This window comes from Lentzea sp. CC55 (assembly GCF_021056325.1).
Classification (GTDB): domain Bacteria; phylum Actinomycetota; class Actinomycetes; order Mycobacteriales; family Pseudonocardiaceae; genus Lentzea; species Lentzea jiangxiensis.
Genome location: NZ_JAJCXE010000015.1, coordinates 50,531 through 69,709, shown reverse-complemented (window position 1 = coordinate 69,709; position 19,179 = coordinate 50,531). Strand labels below are relative to the sequence as shown.

The following is a 19,179-nucleotide window of genomic DNA, read 5'->3' as shown; positions in this document are numbered from 1 at the left end:
GCTGGTGCCGGATCCGGCCGTGGCGAACGAGGACGGCCCCTACGGCGGCAGCGGCGACGCCGACTGCCACGTCTACCTCCTCACGCTGCCGGAGGACGCCTGTTCGTGGGGCGAGCCCACGGCGCAGAAGACGCTCGTGCTGCTCGGCGACTCGCACGCGGCGCAGTACAGCACCCCGCTGATCGACTTCGCCGAAGGCCCGGGACGCGGCCGGTGGAAGGTGAAGGCCATGACGCGCAACGGCTGCCCGTTCACGACGGTGCCGCCGTCGGAGGCGGGCTGGCCGTTCACCGTGTGCTCGGAGCAGAACCTCGGGGTGCTGGAGCGGGTGAAGGCCCTCGAGCCCGACCTCGTGGTGCTGTCGGGCATGAGCCGCGAGGCCTACGAGAGCGACCTGAAGTGGACCTGGAACACCCGCGAGGACATGCTGCGCGGCTACCGCGAGATGCTCGCCGCGTTCTCGGTCGCGGGCATCCCGGTCGCGGTGGTCAAGGACCTGCCCCGGCCGGACGGCCAGGTGCCGCGCTGCCTCGAACGCCACCGCCGCGACGTCGCCGCCTGCGGCACCTCGCAGGCCGAGGCGTTCGCGGGTGAGGGCGACCCGCTCGTGGAGGCGGCGGCGGGCTTCCCGCGCACGACGATCGTCGACCTCACACCGTGGTACTGCCGCGACGGCGTCTGCCCGGCCGTCGTCGGCAACGTCGTGGTGTACCGCAACAACCACGTGACGAACCTGTACTCGCGCACGCTCGCCACGCCGTTGCTCAGCCAGCTCGGGATGATCTGACCCCGAGCCGGCCGAGCTCGCTCACACCTCGGCTTCGAGCATCTCCGCGGTGACGGCCGACTCCGTGTCCGGCAGTCCGAGGTCCTTGGCCCGCTTGTCCGCCATGGCCAGCAGACGCCTTATCCGGCCCGCGACGGCGTCCTTGGTCATCTGCGGGTCGGAGAGCTGGCCCAGCTCCTCGAGCGACGCCTGGCGGTGCGCGAGGCGGAGCTGCCCCGCGGCGGCCAGGTGGTCGGGTGCCTCCGGGCCGAGGATCTCCAATGCGCGCGCCACCCGTGCGGCGGCCGCGACGGCCGCGCGGGCCGAGCGGCGCAGGTTCGCGTCGTCGAAGTTCGCGAGCCTGTTCGCGGTGGCGCGGACCTCGCGCCGCATCCGGCGCTCCTCCCACGCCAGCACGCTGTCGTGCGCGCCGAGCTTGGTCAGCATCGCGCCGATGGCGTCGCCGTCCCTTATCACCACGCGCTCGGCTCCGCGGACCTCGCGCGACTTGGAGGCGATGCCCATGCGGCGGGCGGCGCCGACCAGTGCCAGCGCGGCCTCGGGGCCGGGGCAGGTGATCTCGAGCGACGAGCTGCGGCCCGGTTCGGTCAGCGAGCCGTGCGCGAGGAACGCGCCGCGCCAGGCCGCCTCGGCGTCGCAGACACCGCCCGACACGACCGGCGCGGGCAGGCCCCGGACCGGGCGGCCGCGCGGGTCGAGCAGACCGGTCTGGCGAGCGAGACCCTCGCCGTCCTTCACCACGCGGACGACGTAGCGGGTGCCCTTGCGCAGGCCGTTCGACTGGATCGTGAAGACCTCGGCGTGGTGGCCGTAGAGCGCCTGGATCTCCTTGAGCAGCCTGCGGGCCGCGGACCCGAGGTCGAGCTCGGCCTCCACGACGACCCGGCCGGACACGATGTGCAGGCCGCCCGCGAACCTGAGCAGGGAGGACACCTCCGCGCGGCGGCAACAGGTCTTGGATACCGCGAGCCTGCTGAGCTCGTCCTTGACCGCCGACGTCATCGCCACTGGCCAGTCCCTCCCACTCCGGTCTCCTCGACCACCTGCCTCAGGCAACCGGCAAGCGCCTCCGGATCATGCCGTTCCGCGGCGTCCGGTGCGGCGATCTTCGCCAGATGCGTACGCGCGCCCAGTGCCGAGGCGGCTCGCGTCAGCCGGTCCGGGGTCGGGACCGAGTTGACGTCGGCGATCACCGCGTCCACCTTCAGCTCGGGTGCGTGCTCGCAGACTACGTCCAAATGCCGCTCCGGAGAGAAACCGGCGGTTTCACCCGGTTGGGGGACGAGGTTGAGCACGAGGGCCTTCTTGGCACGCGTGCGCACCAGCGCGTCGTGGAGTTCGGGCACCAGCAGATGTGGCAAGACGCTGGTGAACCACGATCCCGGCCCGAGTAACACAAGATCGGCGTCAAGTACAGCCTGTACTGCTTCCGGGCAGCCCACAGGTCGCCCGTTCGGGGCCGTGAGGCGGATGCGCTGGACGAGCCCCGGCGTGGTCGCGATCGCGACCTGCCCCCGGATGCGCCGCACGTCCCTCACGTCCTCGTCGAGGCCCATGACGTCGGCCTCGATGTCGAGCGGCTCGTTGGACATGGGCAGCACCCGCCCCTTGACCCCGAGCAGCCTCGACGCGACCTCGAGCACCGCGACCGGGTCGCCGAGCTGCTCGAGCAGCCCGGCGATCACCAGGTTGCCGACGGCGTGGCCGGCGAGCGCCCCCGTGCCGCCGAAGCGGTGCGTGAACAGGGACGTCCACACCTTGCTGGACTCGTCCTCCCCCGCCAGCGCCGCCATGGCCTTGCGCAGGTCGCCCGGAGGCAGCAGGTGGGACAGCTCGCGCCGCAGACGTCCCGACGAGCCCCCGTCGTCCGCGACGGTCACCACGGCCGTCACGTCGTCGGTGACCCGCCTCAACGCGCTCAGCGTCGCGTGCAGCCCGTGCCCGCCGCCCAAAGCAACAGCTCTCAACTTCGTCACTCGCGTCCCAGATCCCTGTGCACGACCTTCACGGCCATGCCGTCCTCGCTCGCCAGCCGCGCGGCCAGCTCTTCGCTCAGGGCCACACTGCGGTGCTTTCCACCCGTGCAGCCGATCGCGAGCGTCAGGTAGCGCTTGCCCTCACGCCGGTAACCGGCACCGATGAGCCTCAGCAGCTCGTGGTACCGGTCAAGGAACTCGTCAGCGCCCTCCTGGGACAGCACGTAGTTGCGCACCTCACCATCGAGACCCGTCTGCTCCCGCAGCTCCGGGATCCAGAACGGGTTCGGCAGGAAGCGCACGTCCATGACGAGGTCGGCGTCCATCGGCAGCCCGTACTTGTAGCCGAAGCTCAGCACGGTGACCCTGGTGCGCGTCGCGGCCTCGGTGCCGAACGTGTCCTCGATCTTGGCGCGCAGCTGGTGGACGCTCAGCGCACTCGTGTCGAGCACCAGGTCCGCTTCCTGCTTGAGCGGCGTGAGCAGGATCCGCTCGGCCTCGATGCCGTCCTGCAGCCGCCCGTCCCCCTGCATCGGGTGACCGCGCCGCACCGCCTCGAACCGCCGGATCAGCACGGCGTCCGTGGCCTCGAGGAACAGCACGCGCGGCTTGTACCCGCGCGCGTCGAGGTCCTTGATGATGGCGGCCAGGTCCTCGGTGAACGCGCGGCTGCGCACGTCCATGACGACGGCGACCCTGGTGATCGCCCCGCGCGCCTGCGCGCCGAGCTCGACCATGGTGGCGATGAGTTCCGGGGGCAGGTTGTCGACGACGAACCAGCCGAGGTCCTCCAGGCACTTGGCCGCGGTGCTGCGGCCCGCACCGGACAGCCCGGTCACCACGGCGACTTCGATGCCGGACTTCTCCGCGTTCACGACTACGACTCCGTTACCTGTTCATGAGCGCTGCTTGCACGCTCTCGTTTGGCGAGCTGCTGGGTGCTGGGGGGCCACGGCGGCCGCTCCCGGTGCCGAGTCTCCACCGGAACGACCCTCGCGCGCGGCAGGTTCGGCCGTTGACACGGGCGTGCCGTGGCCGTGGTCACGATCCTCGCCCGGATTTCGGTGCGTTCGCAGGGCGGGTGGGGCTTGCGGGGCCGGTGTGGCGGGTGGTGCTGCGCCATGTGGGTGGTGCTGAGGGGGCGGGCTCGGAGCGGCGGGAAGCGCACCGAGGCGCAGGCCCGGCGCGGCGGGTGGTGCTGGACGCGCTCGGTCGTGCCGAGAAGGCCGACGCGTTCGCGCCGAGACGGCGGACTCGAAGCGCGTAGAAGCGCGCCGAGGCGTGGGACGGCTTGGAGCGGCACGGCGAGTGGTGCTGGACGCGCTGGGTCGCGCCGAGGTAGCGGGCTCGAAGCGCGTGGATGCGCGCTGAGGCGTGGGGCCTGGCACGGCGTGGACCGGCACGGCGAGCAGTTCGGCACGGTGGGTGGTTCCGTGCCGCGAAAGGCCCGCATGCGCGCGGCGCGCCATTCGGTGCGGCGGAAGGGTGGCTGGCGACAGGACGGACGGTCCGGCGGAGCGGGTGGTCCGTGGCAGGCGTGTGGTGCGGCGTGCGAGCCGGTGTGGCGCGTGGTCCGGTGCAGCGGGAATCGTCGGCGTGGCCGCGCCCTTCGGCGCCGCATCGCCCTTCGGCGCCGCGTCGGCCTTCGGTGCGGAGCTTGTCGCCGCCGAGGTGCGTGTGGCGGTGGGCGACTGCGTCGCGGTCACGGCGAAACCGGGTGGCTCGCCTGGAACGCCAGTCGTGCGTCGGCGCTCGACGCGATGCGGTCCAGTTCGTCGTCCAGCGCCAGGAAGACCTCCCACGGCTCCTGCCCGGCGACGGCGGCGAGGCGCTCGGTGACGAGCTGTTCGAGGTCCGGGACGCGCTTCGCCTTCCACACCTTGTCGGCGAGGCTGACCAGCAGGTCTTCCAGCTCGATGCCGGCTTCCGTCCAGGACGCGTGCGTCCGCGCGAAGCGGGCCAGCCGTTCGTCGGTCCCGCGGGCCAAGAGCAACTCGTGGCCGGCCGGTTCGTGGGCGGAGCCCGGGCCGGACAACTCGTTGGGGTGCAACACCTTTCCGATGTCGTGCGTGGCCGCGCCGAACTTCACCGCGTCGCCGTCGACCGCCGCCTCGGGGTGATGGCGCTCCACCCAGGACACCAGGTCGCACGCCACGTCGTGGACGGCTCGCAGGTGGGCGGCCAGGCGGGGCGGCGCGTCCAGTCCGGACAGGAGCGCCTCGGCGGAGGGTGGGAGTCGGCGCAGGCCGACGGCTTCGGTCAGGGCGCGGCGGGTGAGCCGGGCGGCGGGCGGGAGCACACCCGGCTTCGCCGCCGGGCCGCTCCCCGCACCCGAGCCCGGCGCGGCCGGATGGCCGGCCACCATCAGGACTTCCCGCCCGCCGCCAGGCTCGCCACCACGGCCTCGGCGGTGCGGCGGCCCACGCCCGGCACGCCGCTGATCTCGTCCACTGTGGCCTGGCGCAGCTTCTTCACCGAGCCGAAGTGCTTGAGCAGAGCGGCTTTGCGGGTCTCGCCGAGGCCCGGGACGTCGTCGAGCTCGGAGGCGATCATGCGCTTCGAGCGCTTCTGGCGGTGGTAGGCGATGGCGAAGCGGTGGGCCTCGTCGCGGACTCGCTGCAGCAGGTAGAGGGCGTCGCTGGTGCGCGGGAGGATCACCGGGTCGGGTTCGCCGGGGACCCAGACCTCCTCCAGGCGCTTGGCGAGGCCGACGACGGCCACGTCGGTGATGCCCAGCTCGGCGAGGACGTCGGCCGCGGCGGCGGCTTGGGGGCCGGCGCCGTCGACCACCAGGAGGTTGGGCGGGTAGGCGAACTTGCGGGGTTTGCCGGTGTCCGGGTCGATGCCCGGGTTGGGGCCGCCCGAGGCGGTCTCGCGCAGCATCGCCTGGAAGCGGCGGCGGACCACCTCGGCGATGGACGCCACGTCGCCCTCGGTGGCCGCTTCGCGGAGGGCGAAGCGGCGGTACTCGGACTTGCGGGCCAGGCCGTCCTCGAAGACGACCAGCGACGCCACCACGTCGGTGCCCTGGACGTGGCTGATGTCGATGCACTCGATGCGCAACGGCGCCGTGTCGAGGGCCAGCGCGTCCTGGATCTCCTGCAGGGCTGCGGAACGGGCCGTCAGGTCGCCGGCGCGGCGGAGCTTGTGCTGGGCGAACGCTTCGGAGGCGTTGCGCGCCACGGTCTCCATCAGGGCGCGCTTGTCGCCCCGTTGCGGGACGCGCAGCGCCACGCGGGAGCCCCGCTGCTCGGAGAGCAGGTCCTCCAGCGCGGGAGCGTCGTCCGGCAGGACCGGGACGAGCACCTCGCGCGGGGTGTTCTCGGTGTTGTCGCCGTAGAACTGCATGATGAACTGGTCGACGATCGCCGCGTCGTCGACCGCCTCGACCTTGTCGAGCACCCAGCCGCGCTGGCCGCGCACCCGGCCGCCGCGCACGTGGAAGACCTGGACCGAGACCTCGAGCTCGTCCTGCGCGAACGCCATCACGTCCGCGTCCGTGCCGTCGCCGAGCACGACGGCCTGCTTCTCCATCGCGCGGCGCAGGGCGCCCAGGTCGTCGCGCAGGCGCGCGGCCCGTTCGAACTCGAGCTCCTGCGACGCCTCCAGCATCTCGCGCTCCAGGCGGCGGACCATGTTGTCCGTCTTGCCCGCCAGGAAGTCGCAGAAGTCGAGCACGATGTCGCGGTGCTCGTCCGCCGACACCTTGCCGACGCACGGCGCCGAGCACTTGTCGATGTACCCGAGCAGGCACGGGCGGCCGATCTGGTTGTGCCGCTTGAAAACACCGGCCGAGCACGTGCGCGCCGGGAACACGCGCAGCAGCAGGTCCAGCGTCTCGCGGATCGCCCAGGCGTGCGCGAACGGGCCGAAGTACCGCACGCCCTTCTTGCGCGGGCCCCGGTACACGTGCAGCCGCGGGTAGTCCTCGTGCAGCGTCACGGCCAGCACCGGGTACGACTTGTCGTCGCGGTACCGGACGTTGAACCGCGGGTCGAACTCCTTGATCCAGTTGTACTCGAGCTGCAGCGCCTCGACCTCGGTGGTGACGACGGTCCACTCGACGGAGGCCGCCGTCGTCACCATCTGGCGCGTGCGCGGGTGCAGACCGGAGATGTCGGCGAAGTAGGAGTTCAGCCTGCTGCGCAAGCTCTTCGCCTTGCCGACGTAGACGACCCGCCCACCGGCGTCGCGGAACTTGTAGACGCCGGGAGCCTCGGGGATCGTGCCCACGGCGGGGCGGTACGTCGAGGGATCTGCCACGCCGTCAAGACTATCGACGTGGTCTGACAAAAACAGAAAAGGTCAGGTCAGGACCACCTGGTCGCCGTCGACCCTGACCTGGACCGCGCGCAGGCCGGTCGTCGCCGGCCCCTTCTTCACGGCGCCGTCGGACGCGCCGAACTGGCTGCCGTGCGAGGGGCACGTGATCGTGCCACCGGACGGCTCGGCGACGAGGGCCCCCTGGTGCGGGCAGGACGCGTCGAACGCCTTCACCTCGGTCGCGGACACGCGCGCGACCACGATCTTGGTGCCGTTGGGACCGTCCACGACCGCTCCGCCGCCCTCGGGCACGTCGGCCAGGGCCACGAGCGCGGTGCCGGCCGAGCCGGCGGAGCCCGAGGTGGGCGTGGAGCCGCCTTGGGTGGGCGTGGCCCCGCTGGAGGGTGCCGGGGAGCTGCACGCGGTCACGAGTCCACTGGGCACGGCGAGGGCGACCGCGATTCCGCACAGTGCCGCCCGCCTGCTGACCAGGCTTTCGTTGTTCACGACCGGTCCTCCGTGGTGGTGGGTGTTCGGGCTCACACCACAGCATTACGCGGATCGGTTCGCAGAAGTTCAGCGAGAGGCCGGATGCACAGCAAACGCACAGCTCTCAGGAGAGCACCAGATCGTCTCCGGAACGGGTGACCGCCACCTCGACGAGGCCCGAAGTCGCAGGTCCTTTGCGGACAGCACCCGTGGCCGGGTCGAAGGTGCTCCCGTGCAGAGGGCACGTGATGACGCCACCGGCGGGCGGGTTCACCAGGGAACCCACGTGCGGGCACGAAGGGTTGAACGCACGGAATTCACCCGGTTGAGGCTGCACGACCAGCAGCTGGGCGTTGCCGGGCATGTCCACCAGCACCCCGCTGCCGACGGGCACCGCGGACACGGAGGTCACGCGGTCACCGGCGCGGGCGGTGCCGGCACCGCCCGTCTTGCGGGGAGCGGGCTCGCCACACGCGGCCAGGGCGGCGGCGAGCCCGCACAACAACACTGAACGACGGTCCACGGGCACCGATTATCGGCGCTGGTCCTCCGCGGCGGCCGTCCGGGCCAGGGCGAGCACGGCGGTGAAGGGCGGGAACCAGTGCCGCGAGTGCGACGGCGGGTTCGCCCAGCGCAGCGATCCGTACCTGGTCATCGTGGGCGGGAGGGCGATCCGGTGGGGTGAGCGCACGAACTGGACCTCCGGCGGCGCCTTGAGGTGCGTGGGCAGCAGCGCCACGAGTTCGGCGAGGAAGATCCAGTGTTCGCGGGGTCCGGGGATGACGGTGACGGGACCGGCGAGCATGCGCGACTTCAGGTCGGCCAGCACTCGCGACCCGATCCTCGCCGGCATCGCCAGGGCTGTCGTGGCGGGGCCCAGGGGCAGGAACACCCCCTGCTCGGTGACGCTCACCTGCCAGCCGAGCAACCGGTAGCCGGCCACGGCCTCCCCGATCGCCCGTGCGTGTCCCCTGTGCTGAGGGATCCCGGTACTCCCCGTACCGGTCTCCGCGGTCGTGAGGCTCATCGGCGGTTGTCCTCCCCGTTGGTGGGTGGCGCTGGACGAGCCACGGGGGTCGACCCGCGGGCCCGTCGATGTGCAGGGTGCGTCTCACTTCCCCTCGACACCACTCGCACCCTGCATGCGGCTCATGCAGCGGACGTATGAAGCTCATCCGCCGGGCGGGGGCGCCGGAACTGCGACACGCGAACCCATTACGTCTTATGCATGAGATGGATGGACTGACGATCACACGTCCGTACACTTGGAAAACGCTCAGTGACGGGGGCGAGGCCGATGGATGCAGCGAGACCCAGATCCAGGCGCGCTTGCCCGTGTGGAGCGTTCATCGCCGCCGACAACACCGATCGGCTGTGTCACCGGTGCCGCCGCAACGCCCGTTCGGCCGTGCACGGACCACCCGAGGTCCCGAACGAGTTCTGGGACCACCCCACGATCGTGGCGGCGTGCACCGACCGCGACATGGGTGCGTTGATCTCCGCCTACCGGCACCACCCCCAGCACCTCAGCCGGGTCACGCAGGACCGCATGGCGGCGTGGCTCGGCATCAGCCAGGCGCAGCTGTCGCGTTACGAGTCGGGTGAGAACCAGATCGACCGCCTCGACCGGCTGCGCCACTTCGCGCAGGTGCTCGGCGTGCCGGGCGAACGACTGTGGTTCGACCGAGTCGTCACCCCAGCTCAGGTGGGCTCCCCCGACACGGGCCCGCCAGATGTGCTCGCCGCCCCCTGGGAGGCGACGAGCATTGCCCGTTCGGTCGAGGAGACGGCGAGGAGCGACTTGGCGATCAGCAGACGAGCGGCGCTCGCGGGAGCCGCCGCGGTGACGGTGGGGTCCGCACTGGTCGAGCCGCTGCAGCGGTGGTTGCACCCCCTGCAGAACCTGTCGAAGTGGTCGTCGCACTCGGCGATCAGCGAGGAGGAGCTCTTCGCGTTGCAGCGCGTGGCCGACGGCCTGCGCGGCTGGGGAGGCCGGGGCGGCTACGGCCTCGCCCGCAAGGCCGTCCTCGGCCAGCTCGACGAACTGGCCGAACGCCTCGGCAGGGCCCCCTCGGGCCCGACGACGGAACGCGCGTTCTTCATCGGCGCGGAACTGTCGAAGGTGGCCGCGAGCATGTCGTTCGACGCGGGCCTGCACAACGCGGCCCAGCGCTACTACGTGCTGGCCGTCCGCATGGCCAAGGCCGGCCACAACGACGGCTTCGCGGCCCTCTGCCTCGCCGCCATGGCCAGGCAGATGTTCGACCTGGGCCGCCCGGAGGACGGCCTGGAGCTCGTCCAGCTGGGCCAGTACGGCACCCGCCGCACCGGCACCCCCACGCTCAAGGCCCTGCTCCTCACCCGCGAGGCCTGGGCGTACGCCCAGATGGGCAAGACCCGCGAGTTCCACCAGGCGGTGGGCATGGCCCAGGACAGCTTCGCCCAGCGCGACGCCGGCAACGAACCCCGCTACCTGCACAGCTTCGACGAGGCCGAGCTGGAGGGCGTCATCGGCGCCCGCTGCCGCGACCTCGCCATGCACGACCCCTCCCAGGCCGTCCACGCCGAACAACACATCCGGCGGGCCCTGGAACTGCGAGACCCGTCGAAAGTGCGCAACCGCGCGTTCGACGTCATCGGACTGGCGCGCACCAAAATGGTCGCGGGAGACCCGGAGGCAGCGTGCGGGTTGATCAACGAGGTCCTGCCGACGGCGGCGAAGCTCTCCTCGGGCAGGGTCCTGCGCAAGCTGGAGGACTTCGCCAAGGAGGCGGCACGGCACCGCCACATCCCCGCCGTGCAGGACACGAGGGACGCGATCAGAGCGATACGGACCGCATGATGCGAGTCGGCATCACCGGCCACAGCAACCTGGTCCCGGAGTGCGTCCCGGCCGTCCAGGCCGCCATCACCGCAACGCTGGAACGCCTGGGCGGCAGCCTGGTCGGCGTCACCTGCCTGGCGCCGGGCGCCGACCAGGTCTTCGCCAGAGCCGTCCTCGCACTCGGCGGCCAGGTCGAGGTGGTCCTCCCGGCCCTGGACTACCGCGACCGCCTGAAACCCCACCAGGTGGCCGAGTACGACGAACTGCGAGCAGCCGCCACGGTGGTCAGCGTCCTCCCGCACATGTCGAGCGGACGCCTGGCCTACGTGGCGGCGAACGAACGCATGCTCGCGTCCGTCGAGGTCCTCGTGGCGGTGTGGGACGGCGTCCCGGCCCAGGGCAAGGGCGGCACGGCGGACGTGGTGGAACAGGCACGCGCCTCAGGCGTCCCGATCGAGGTCGTGTGGCCCCCGGAGGCGCGCCGCAAGTCGTAGCCCTGCCCACCGCGATGCCGAAGGCGAGCCGTCCTGAGCAGACGCTCCCGGCGATGGGGTCCCATCACGAGTCGCGCCACAGCTCCTGCTGCGACTTGTGATGGGGCCCCACCGCCAACGCAACCGACAGCCGCCCAAGGCAACAGGCGTGCCATCAACCCACCAGCGGCGCTGGGCCCGCCGGGGGTCTGGGGCAGAGCCCCAGGGGAACGCCGAACAGGAACCGGCGACCCCACTAGTCCGAGTGAGGGAAGTTCGACGGCAACCGGACCAACTAGGACTTCCGCCCCTAGCCCCACCCACCCCCGATGATCACGATGTCGGGGCATGGCAGCCGATCCGCTCGCCCGCCTGGCCGACCGCCAGCAGTCCCTGCGCACAACCCTGCGAGCCCTGCAGAGCACACCTCCCGGCAGCCCCGGCTTCCACCACCTGGTCACCACCACGAACGACCAGGTGGAAGCGGTGATGCAGGCCCGCAGGGAGCTGGAAGCGGACCGCTTGACCGTCCCGAACCGAGCCGTGGCCACCGCCACCACGGCAGCGGCACTCGTCGTCGCCGTGGGCTGGTTCGACGCCTGGTCCCTGCTCTCCCTCCTCCTGGCCACCGCCACAGCCGCCGCGGTCCTGGTGGACCCCACGGGCAGGAAGCAGTGGGAGCCCCGGGCCAGGACGGCGGCGATCACGGCGGCACTGGCGGCAACCCTCCTGACCCCCTTGGCCAACGGCTGGGCGGCGCTCCTGACCGCGGCGGGAATCGCCTGGTGGGCCTGGAGGACGCACAGGTGAACATAGATCCGCTCAAGGCGCTCGAGAGCAAGGTCGAGCTCCTCAAGAAGGAGCTCAAGTCCCTGGAGACCCGCGTCGACGACGTCCAGGCCGACGCCGCCCAGAACCAGCTCAGCCAGACCAACCAGCTGAGGGACAACACCCGCAGGCTGACGAAGACCGACGACCGGGTCGCCGAGCTGGCCGAGAGCGTCCACCGGCTCGAACGCCTGCTGGTGGCGCTCAACCGCAAGGTCAGGGCGGGCGAGACCCGCAGGGCCGACTTCGACCACTGGCCGGACCTCGACGAGGACCTGATCGCCAAGATCCTCCACGGGCAGGACGCCTACGCCCGCAGGCCGCAAACCCCGCAGCAGGCCAAGGACGTCCGCAGGGCCATCGCCGAGTACGACCGCAGGGCCGCCGAGGCGATCGAGGCCGCGGAGGCCCTCACCCACCTCCCGCCGAACGCGGAGTCCCTGTGGCGCAAGCACTACAGGCAATGGCGGGCGATCACCACGCGTCAACGGCCGGAGGCACCGGACGACGACACGCACGCCAGGGACAGCGCTGCCAAGTCCGTCGGCAACGAGGCCGTCGCGCGGGCACGCCGGCAGATCCGCGCCCGCATCGAGGACGCGGTCGCGCACGACCTGCTGTTCCCGGCCTGGTTCGAGAACGCGCTCGGACCGGCCGCCCCGCCCGGCAAGGCGGACGTGTGGCTTTACACCGCAACGGATGTCGTGCTGTACCGGCTGCTGCACGGCATCACGAGTCCGGCGGACGCGCTGGGCCCGGCGCCCCAGGACGAGGGGCACCGCAAGGACCTGCACGCTCGCCTGACGAACGAATGCGCGGAGCACCGCAGACCGTGAGCGGACTCGGGCAGGGCGCCTCTGCCCGAGCACTCAGGTCGTCAGCATCAGGCCAGCTCCAGGCTGAACCGCTGCTGCTCCGCGTCCACCGCGAGCACCTTCACCCGCACCGAGGCACCGACCTCGGCCTGCCGGCCGTGCAGGAGCCCGTGTGCACCGGCGGGGTGCTCGACGAAGGAACCGAAGGGAACGGTCGAGACGACCTTCCCCGAGAAGACATCACCAACGTTGGGAAGCATTGCGCATCACCTCCTCTCCCGTGCGCGTTGTTCCGGTGGAACGAACGCGCGGGGCGGAGGGGCCCTGATCAAGTCAGGGCCGGGCAACCGTTCCGCTCACGGCACGAGGCCGACCCGGCAGTCATGGGACAAACCCTAGCCATTGACGGCCGTTGTCCGCAATGGAATCTAGAATCCGTTCCATGCTGGAGACGTCCGCACGGCTGCTGAAGCTGCTGTCCCTGTTGCAGGTGCGGCGGGACTGGACGGGCCCGGAGCTCGCCGGCAGGCTCGGCGTCGACGTGCGCACGATCCGCCGGGACGTGGACAAGCTGCGCAGCCTGGGCTACCCCGTCACGTCGCTGCCCGGTGCCACGGGCGGGTACCAGCTCGGCGCGGGCGCGCAGTTGCCTCCGCTGCTGCTGGACGACGACGAGGCGGTCGCCGTGGCGGTCGGGCTGCGGACGGCGGCGAACGGTTCGATCGCGGGCATCGAGGAGACGTCGGTCCGCGCTCTCACGAAGCTGGAGCAGGTCCTGCCGTCGAGGCTGCGCCGGCGGGTGCAGGCGCTGCAGGCGCACACCACCGCCCTGACCGCCGCGGGGCCGACGGTCGACGCGGAGACGCTCACGATCATCGCCGCCGCCTGCCGCGACCACCAGCAGCTGCGGTTCACCTACGCCTCCACGCACGGCGGGCCCTCGAAGCGGCTGGTCGAGCCGCAGGGCCTCGTGCACACCGGCCGCCGCTGGTACCTGGTGGCGTGGGAGGTGTCCAAAGAGGACTGGCGGACGTTCCGCGTCGACCGCGTCGAGGGAGAACCGGCGCTCGCCGCGCGGTTCACCCCGCGCGAGCCACCGGCGCGGAGCCTCGGCGAGTTCGTCTCGCGGCAGATCTCCTCCAACGTCTACACCTACCAGGCGGTGCTGACGATCCACGCGCCGCTGCGGGAGGTCGCGGACCGCACGTCGCCGATGTCCGCGTCGCTGGAACCGGTCGACGACGGGAAGTGCCTGATGCGCACGGGTGCGGACGCGCTCGAACGGATCCTGTGGCACCTGCTGTTCCTCGGCTTCGAGTTCGACGTGCACGAACCGGCGGAGCTCAAGGACTACATCCGCACCCTCACGGACAGGTTGCAGAACTCGATCGGAGCGCGGGCATGACGGTGGACTTCGAGACCGCGGCCGATCCGTTCCGGCGGGAGCTGCTGGCGCACTGCTACCGGATGCTCGGGTCGCTGCACGACGCCGAGGACCTGGTGCAGGAGACGTACCTGCGCGCGTGGAAGGCGTACGGCAACTTCGAGGGCCGCTCCTCGGTGCGCACGTGGCTGTACCGGATCGCGACGAACGCCTGCCTGACCGCGCTCGACGGCCGCGCGAAGCGCCCGCTGCCGTTCGGGCTCGGTACCCGCGGCGCCACCGAGGACGACCCGCTGAGCCAGGACCACGAGGTCCCGTGGCTGGAGCCGTTCCCGACAGACCCGGCCGCGATCGTCACCGAACGGGAGTCCACCAGGCTCGCGTTCGTCGCGGCGCTGCAACACCTGCCGCCGAGGCAACGAGCGGTGCTGCTCCTGCGCGACGTCCTGCGGCTCAGCGCCGCCGAGACCGCCGACGAGCTCGACATGACGGTCGCGGCGGTGAACAGCGCTCTGCAACGGGCGCACGCGCAGCTGCGGGACCTCACCGAGGACGAGGTCGTCGAGCCCGCGGACGCCAAGCCGCTGCTCGACCGGTGGGTGAAGGCGTTCGAGGCCAAGGACATCCCGGCGATCATCGGGATGTTCGCCGAGGACGTCGTCTGGGAGATGCCTCCGTTCCCGCAGTGGTACCGCGGCCCGGAGATGGTCGCGTGGCACCTCGAGCACCAGTGCCCGGCGGTTCCGCACGGCGCCAGGATGATCGCCGCCGAGGCGAACGGCCAGCCCGCCCACGGCCTCTACCTCCGCGCGGGGGACGGCGTGTTCCGGCCGTTCAACCTCCAGGTGCTGGAGGTGCGCGGCGACCGGATCACGCGCGTCTCGTCGTTCTTCGACCTCAGTCTGTTCCCGCGGTTCGGGCTGCCTTCGACCGCATGAACTCGGAGCGGTCCAGCGCGCGGTTGACGACGCGCAGGTCGCCGATCCAGCCGTGCAACGACTTCTCGACGACCCTGTTGTAGGCGTAGGCGCCGACGAGCCACGGGTCGCCGGCCGCCGAGATGCCGCGTGCGGGCGTGGAGGGGTTGCGCAGCAAGGGAGAGCCCTCGACGTACAACGTCGTGTGCGTGCCGTCGTTGACCACGGCGATGTGCCACCACGTCTCGTAGTCCATCTCGTGGCCCCAGTTCGTGGAGATGCCCGCCTGGTTGCGCGGGAACGCGGCCCACTGCAACTGGCCGCCGCCGGCGACGTTCAGCGTGGCGATCGGCTCGCTCGGGTCGTCGCCCGTCTTGCCGGCCGCCGAGCCGGGCGCGAGCTTCGTGAACAAGCCGCACCACGGGTGGTCGAACCCGGCGGGCAGCTTCAGGAACGCCTCGATCGTGTACCCGCGCTCGAACGTCTCGCGGTTCAGCGGCGCCGAGTCCACGGTGGACAGGTGGCCCTGCTTGCCGAAGTACAGCGAGCGGTGCGACGGCGCGAACCGGTGGTGGTCGTCGGAGGCGGTCACCGTCCCGTTCTGCCGCAGGTCGTTGCCGTTGCCCGACAGGTCTTCCAGGCTCTCGCCGAGCCGCCAGTACGCGACCGTGCCGCGCACCAGCACGTCCCGGACGGGTTGCGGGGGCGGCAGCACCGGCGGCGAGAACCGGGCGAACCGCTGCTCGAAGTCGATCGGCACGCTGAACCGGTCGGCCGGTCCGGTCAGCTCGACCTCCTTGCGTTCCAGCGGGTTGAGCGCCTTCTTGCCGAGCAGCCACGGCGACAGCGTGCGGACGTCGACCACCCCGCGGTCCAGGTCGAAGTGGTAGAGCCGGATCATCGCGCCACCGCCGTAGTAGCGGTCCTGGTAGTTCGTGATGTGCACGTGGACGTCGTTGCCCGCCGCGTTGCGCAGCGTCGCCCGCGCGGGCGGCCAGAAGTGGCCGTTCAGCGTCAGGAAGACCTGGTCGTTGTCCTTGATCAGCTCGTTCCACAGCTTGCGCCCGTAGTCGGACATCGCCGCGGCGCCGTCACCGCCGTCGTACGCGAGCTCGTGCGTGGTGAGGATGACGGGGAGCGCCGGGTGCTGCTCCAGGACCGAGCGCGCCCAGGCGAAACCCCGGGCGGACATGCGCCAGTCCAGGGCGAGGACGAGCCACTCCCGGCCGCCGGCGCGGAAGACGTGGAAGGTGTTGTAGCCGTCGGCGCTCGCCCCGCGGAACGTCGGCGACCTGCGGAACCGCTGCGGCCCGAACCGGTCGAGGTAGGGCGTGCGGCCGCGCTGGTCGTCGAGGCGCGAGTCCGGCACGTCGTGGTTGCCCGCGAGCACGCTGTAGCCGACGCGCCGGCGGTCGAGCACCTCGAACCGCGCGCTGATGTCGTCGATCTCGCTCTGGCGCGCGTTCTCGACGAGGTCGCCGAGGTGGCTGACGAAGACGATGTTCTCGGACCGCTGGTGGTCGACGAGGTACTGCAGCGTCGCCTTCAGCGGCGCCGAGTCGCCGCGGTCCAGGTCGAACATGTACTGCGTGTCCGGGATCACGGCGAGCGTGAACCGCCGCGACTCGGGGTCGGGACGGCCGCCGACAACGTTGTCAGCGGCTGCGGAGCCGGGCGTGACCAGGGCGGCAGCGGCGGCGGTCGCACCGGTGCCGAGCAGGAAGGAGCGGCGGGACGCGGTCATGGCGCGGAGCGTAGGTGCGCCCGGCCAACGCCCGGCGAACGGCGAGGAAAGCCTCGGACACCGATCTGTAGCATCGCTAAGCATGTCCTGGGGGTTGCTGGCGGTGGCCGGGGTGGTCGTCGCGTGCGGAGGGTTGTTGCAGGGTCTGATCGGCTTCGGGCTGGCACTGGTCGCCGTGCCGCTGCTCGCGCTGCTGGACCCGGCGCTCGTTCCCGTGCCCGTGCTGGTGGTCGCCTGCGCGCACGCGGTGATGTCGCTCGCGAGGGAGTTCGGCCACGTCGACTGGCGTGGCGTCGGCTGGGCGATGCTCGGCCGCCTGCCCGGAACGGCCGTCGGCATCTGGATCGTCGACTCGCTCGACCGCAGGAGCTTCGGCGTGGTCGTCGGCGGCGCGGTGCTGGCGTGCGTGCTGCTGTCGGTCACGTCGTGGCGCCCGCGCCCCACCCCGCCGTCGCTGGTGACCGCGGGCGTGGCGAGCGGATCGTTCGGCACGGCCACGTCGATCGGCGGCCCGATGGTCGCGCTGCTCTACCAGGACCAGGCGGGGCCACAGGTGCGGGCGACGCTGGCGGCGTTCTTCGTGCTCGGGTCCGGCGCCTCGCTCACCGGGCTGGGCGCCACCGGCAACGTCACGGCGCACGCGCTGTGGAGCGGGGTGCTGCTGATCCCGTTCCTGGTGGCCGGTTTCCTGCTGTCCGGGCCGTTGCGCGCGAGGGTCGACGCCGGAGGTGTCCGGACGCCCACGCTGGTCGTGGCGGGGACGAGCGCGGTGGTGCTGATCATGCGGAGCGTGCTGTCGTGAAGCTGTGGGTGTTGCCGGGGATCGGGGCGCTCGCGGCGCTGACGCGGGCCGTGCACGGGCCGCTGTGGGGCTCGGAACCCGAGAGCTACCAGACGCTGCGCGGCGTCGAGATGAGCCGGCGGTTCACGGAGATCGAGGTCGTCCAGGTCTACGACCCGGTGTGGCTGACCGTCGCCGCCGTGCTGGCCGTCGCCGCCGCGGTGGCGGTGCTGCACGAGCACCGCCACCGCTTCAGGCGAGGAGATCAGGCGAACGGCTGAACGTTCGGCTGGAACACCTGCCCGTCCGCCGGAGCGACCAGGTCGACGAGGTACTTCGCCACGACGGCGTCCGTGCCCGCCGAGCGACCGAGGATGCAGTGGCCGAACGCGTCGACGCTCACCAGGCGCGCGTTGCCGAGCTGCTTGGCCATGCGCTGCGCGAACAGGTACTGCGTCGCCGGGTCGTAGTAGTTGCCCACCACCACGACCGGGTTGGGCGTCTTGCGGTTCCACGGGCCGATCCAGCGGTCCGGGTGGCGCGCCGGCCACGTCGGGCACGTCAGCAGGTCGGACGCGGCCTGGTAGCGGCCGAACGTCGGCGACTCCCGCTCCCACTTCGCCGCGGTGCGCTCCCAGTTGCGGTTGGTGCGCGAGAACGGCTTGTCGGAGCAGTTCACGGCGTAGTAGGAGTCGTCCGAGGTGTACGGGGTGTCCGGCAGCGGGTCGACGTCCATGCGACCGGCGTTGTTGTTCAGCGGCGCCGGGAGCTCCACGGCGGACTGGACGCCGAGGGACGCGGTGGTCGCCGTGGACGGGTTCAGCGCCAGGTGGATGCTCTGCAGCCACGCGGCGAGCGGGGCGATCCGGGCGATCGAGTACAGGTCACCCGCGACCCGGCCGACCACGTCGGACAGCGTCACCTGCGTGCCGTTCGGCAACGTGACCGGCCCCTGGCCGAGGGCCTTCTTGATGTTCTCGAACTTCCCCCGCGCGTCGCCCGCGAACGCGCACTTCTCCGCGCCCACGCTGTCGCAGCGCTTCAGCATCGCGTCGAGGGCGATCTCGAACCCGTCGGCGCGCTGGCGGTCGTACTCGGCGCCGTTGGTGAGGCGCAGCTTCGGGTCGACGTTGCCGTCGATCACCATCGCGCGGGTGCGCTGCGGGAAGATGTTCGCGTACGTCGAGCCGATCAGCGTGCCGTACGAGAAGCCGACGAAGTTGAGCTGCCTGTCGCCCACCGCCTCGCGCAGGACGTCGAGGTCGCGGGCGACGGCCTCGGTCGACATGTGGTCGAGCAGCGGACCCGCGTTGATCTTGCAGTAGTCCGTGTAGACCTTGGACTGCCGGATCGAGCTCGCGATCTCCGCCTTGGTGATCGGCAGCGAGTACCAGCCCTCGTTGACGGAGTCGGCTTCCTCCTGGGTGCGGAAGCAGCGCAACGGGGCGGAGCGGGCGACACCGCGCGGGTCGAAGCCGATCACGTCGAACCGGTCGAGCACCGAGGGCTGGAAGTAGTTCTTCGCCACGGCACCGCGCAGCAGGCCGGAGCCGCCGGGACCGCCGGGGTTGAGGAAGATCGAGCCGATCTTGCGCGACGGGTCGTTCGCCGGGCGCTTCATCATGGCGATGCCGGTCTTCTCCCCGCGCGGGCGCGAGTGGTCGACGGGCACCTCCTGGACGGCGCACGTGAGCCGGGCCCGCTCCTCGGGCGTCACCGAGGCGGGCAGGCCGGCGAGGACGTCGGCCGCGCACTGCCCCCAGGCAGCGGGTCTGACGGAGGAGGCGTCGGCCTGGGCGGAGGCCGTGCCCAGGCCGGAAACGATGGTGCCGAGCACGAGCGCACTCGCGAGCGCGACACGCACTGGAACAGAGGATGACGTCACGGATGCACCCCAT

At 71.5% G+C, this 19,179-nt stretch carries 20 protein-coding genes; 9 read left to right on the top strand and 11 right to left on the bottom strand.

Annotated features, from left to right (window positions below):
- On the top strand, nucleotides 1-787 hold a 787-nt coding region (locus L6E10_RS10345; protein ID WP_275676363.1), incomplete at its 5' end, for an SGNH hydrolase domain-containing protein.
- A 21-nt stretch (nucleotides 788-808) separates the two neighbouring features.
- Here L6E10_RS10345 and whiA read toward each other — a convergent pair.
- The 8 genes from whiA to L6E10_RS10305 all read right to left on the bottom strand — a co-directional run bounded on the left by whiA (nucleotide 809) and on the right by L6E10_RS10305 (nucleotide 8,542).
- On the bottom strand, nucleotides 809-1,795 hold the full coding sequence (whiA, locus tag L6E10_RS10340; RefSeq protein ID WP_089958262.1) for a DNA-binding protein WhiA: 987 nt from the start codon (nucleotides 1,793-1,795) through the stop codon (nucleotides 809-811).
- Complete coding sequence (yvcK, locus tag L6E10_RS10335; protein ID WP_236219134.1) at nucleotides 1,786-2,754, bottom strand: uridine diphosphate-N-acetylglucosamine-binding protein YvcK; 969 nt, start codon at nucleotides 2,752-2,754, stop codon at nucleotides 1,786-1,788. The genes whiA and yvcK overlap by 10 nt, the downstream gene beginning before the upstream one ends.
- Nucleotides 2,755-2,759: 5 nt before the next feature.
- Nucleotides 2,760-3,617: an RNase adapter RapZ gene (rapZ, locus tag L6E10_RS10330; protein WP_051784155.1), complete on the bottom strand. Its 858-nt coding sequence runs from the start codon at nucleotides 3,615-3,617 to the stop codon at nucleotides 2,760-2,762.
- 848 nt (nucleotides 3,618-4,465) lie between these two features.
- Nucleotides 4,466-5,128 (bottom strand): HD domain-containing protein, encoded by a 663-nt coding sequence (locus tag L6E10_RS10325; RefSeq protein WP_236219128.1) that lies wholly within the window; start codon nucleotides 5,126-5,128, stop codon nucleotides 4,466-4,468.
- A complete protein-coding gene (uvrC, locus tag L6E10_RS10320) occupies nucleotides 5,128-7,026 on the bottom strand; it encodes an excinuclease ABC subunit UvrC (protein WP_236219125.1) in 1,899 nt (632 codons plus the stop codon). The genes L6E10_RS10325 and uvrC overlap by 1 nt, the downstream gene beginning before the upstream one ends.
- A 42-nt stretch (nucleotides 7,027-7,068) precedes the next feature.
- Nucleotides 7,069-7,533, bottom strand: a complete 465-nt coding sequence (locus L6E10_RS10315; RefSeq protein WP_236219123.1) for a Rieske (2Fe-2S) protein — start codon at nucleotides 7,531-7,533, stop codon at nucleotides 7,069-7,071.
- 106 nt (nucleotides 7,534-7,639) lie between these two features.
- On the bottom strand, nucleotides 7,640-8,038 hold the full coding sequence (locus L6E10_RS10310; RefSeq protein ID WP_236219120.1) for a Rieske (2Fe-2S) protein: 399 nt from the start codon (nucleotides 8,036-8,038) through the stop codon (nucleotides 7,640-7,642).
- A 9-nt stretch (nucleotides 8,039-8,047) separates the two neighbouring features.
- Complete coding sequence (locus L6E10_RS10305) at nucleotides 8,048-8,542, bottom strand: hypothetical protein (RefSeq protein ID WP_236219118.1); 495 nt, start codon at nucleotides 8,540-8,542, stop codon at nucleotides 8,048-8,050.
- Between the two features lie 381 nt (nucleotides 8,543-8,923).
- Here L6E10_RS10305 and L6E10_RS10300 point away from each other — a divergent pair, with 381 nt between their 5' ends.
- The 4 genes from L6E10_RS10300 to L6E10_RS10285 all read left to right on the top strand — a co-directional run bounded on the left by L6E10_RS10300 (nucleotide 8,924) and on the right by L6E10_RS10285 (nucleotide 12,476).
- Nucleotides 8,924-10,357 (top strand): helix-turn-helix domain-containing protein, encoded by a 1,434-nt coding sequence (locus L6E10_RS10300; protein WP_236219116.1) that lies wholly within the window; start codon nucleotides 8,924-8,926, stop codon nucleotides 10,355-10,357.
- Nucleotides 10,357-10,833: a hypothetical protein gene (locus L6E10_RS10295; protein WP_236219114.1), complete on the top strand. Its 477-nt coding sequence runs from the start codon at nucleotides 10,357-10,359 to the stop codon at nucleotides 10,831-10,833. The genes L6E10_RS10300 and L6E10_RS10295 overlap by 1 nt, the downstream gene beginning before the upstream one ends.
- 327 nt (nucleotides 10,834-11,160) lie before the next feature.
- A complete protein-coding gene (locus tag L6E10_RS10290) occupies nucleotides 11,161-11,622 on the top strand; it encodes a hypothetical protein (protein WP_236219112.1) in 462 nt (153 codons plus the stop codon).
- Nucleotides 11,619-12,476: a hypothetical protein gene (locus L6E10_RS10285; RefSeq protein ID WP_236219110.1), complete on the top strand. Its 858-nt coding sequence runs from the start codon at nucleotides 11,619-11,621 to the stop codon at nucleotides 12,474-12,476. The genes L6E10_RS10290 and L6E10_RS10285 overlap by 4 nt, the downstream gene beginning before the upstream one ends.
- 47 nt (nucleotides 12,477-12,523) lie before the next feature.
- On the opposite strand, the gene L6E10_RS10280 is transcribed toward L6E10_RS10285, so the two are convergent.
- Entirely contained in the window at nucleotides 12,524-12,715 is a 192-nt protein-coding gene (locus L6E10_RS10280; protein WP_090105236.1) for a S1 RNA-binding domain-containing protein, read from the bottom strand.
- 182 nt (nucleotides 12,716-12,897) lie between these two features.
- On the opposite strand from L6E10_RS10280, the gene L6E10_RS10275 reads away from it, so the two are divergent.
- Together L6E10_RS10275 and L6E10_RS10270 are read left to right on the top strand one after the other, a co-directional pair.
- Nucleotides 12,898-13,860 (top strand): YafY family protein, encoded by a 963-nt coding sequence (locus tag L6E10_RS10275; RefSeq protein ID WP_236219109.1) that lies wholly within the window; start codon nucleotides 12,898-12,900, stop codon nucleotides 13,858-13,860.
- A complete protein-coding gene (locus L6E10_RS10270) occupies nucleotides 13,857-14,777 on the top strand; it encodes a sigma-70 family RNA polymerase sigma factor (RefSeq protein ID WP_236219107.1) in 921 nt (306 codons plus the stop codon). The genes L6E10_RS10275 and L6E10_RS10270 overlap by 4 nt, the downstream gene beginning before the upstream one ends.
- Here L6E10_RS10270 and L6E10_RS10265 read toward each other — a convergent pair.
- On the bottom strand, nucleotides 14,737-16,500 hold the full coding sequence (locus L6E10_RS10265; protein ID WP_236219105.1) for a LamG-like jellyroll fold domain-containing protein: 1,764 nt from the start codon (nucleotides 16,498-16,500) through the stop codon (nucleotides 14,737-14,739). The two genes, L6E10_RS10270 and L6E10_RS10265, sit on opposite strands and share 41 nt — an antisense overlap.
- Nucleotides 16,501-16,582: 82 nt before the next feature.
- On the opposite strand from L6E10_RS10265, the gene L6E10_RS10260 reads away from it, so the two are divergent.
- Together L6E10_RS10260 and L6E10_RS10255 are read left to right on the top strand one after the other, a co-directional pair.
- Nucleotides 16,583-17,302 (top strand): sulfite exporter TauE/SafE family protein, encoded by a 720-nt coding sequence (locus L6E10_RS10260; protein WP_236219104.1) that lies wholly within the window; start codon nucleotides 16,583-16,585, stop codon nucleotides 17,300-17,302.
- Nucleotides 17,299-17,562, top strand: a complete 264-nt coding sequence (locus L6E10_RS10255; RefSeq protein ID WP_236219102.1) for a hypothetical protein — start codon at nucleotides 17,299-17,301, stop codon at nucleotides 17,560-17,562. Before L6E10_RS10260 ends, L6E10_RS10255 begins: the two co-directional genes overlap by 4 nt.
- Here L6E10_RS10255 and L6E10_RS10250 read toward each other — a convergent pair.
- The gene (locus L6E10_RS10250; protein WP_236219100.1) at nucleotides 17,547-19,145 is read right to left on the bottom strand and encodes an alpha/beta hydrolase; all 1,599 of its coding nucleotides are present in this window, start codon (nucleotides 19,143-19,145) and stop codon (nucleotides 17,547-17,549) included. The two genes, L6E10_RS10255 and L6E10_RS10250, sit on opposite strands and share 16 nt — an antisense overlap.
- Nucleotides 19,146-19,179: the final 34 nt, after the last annotated feature.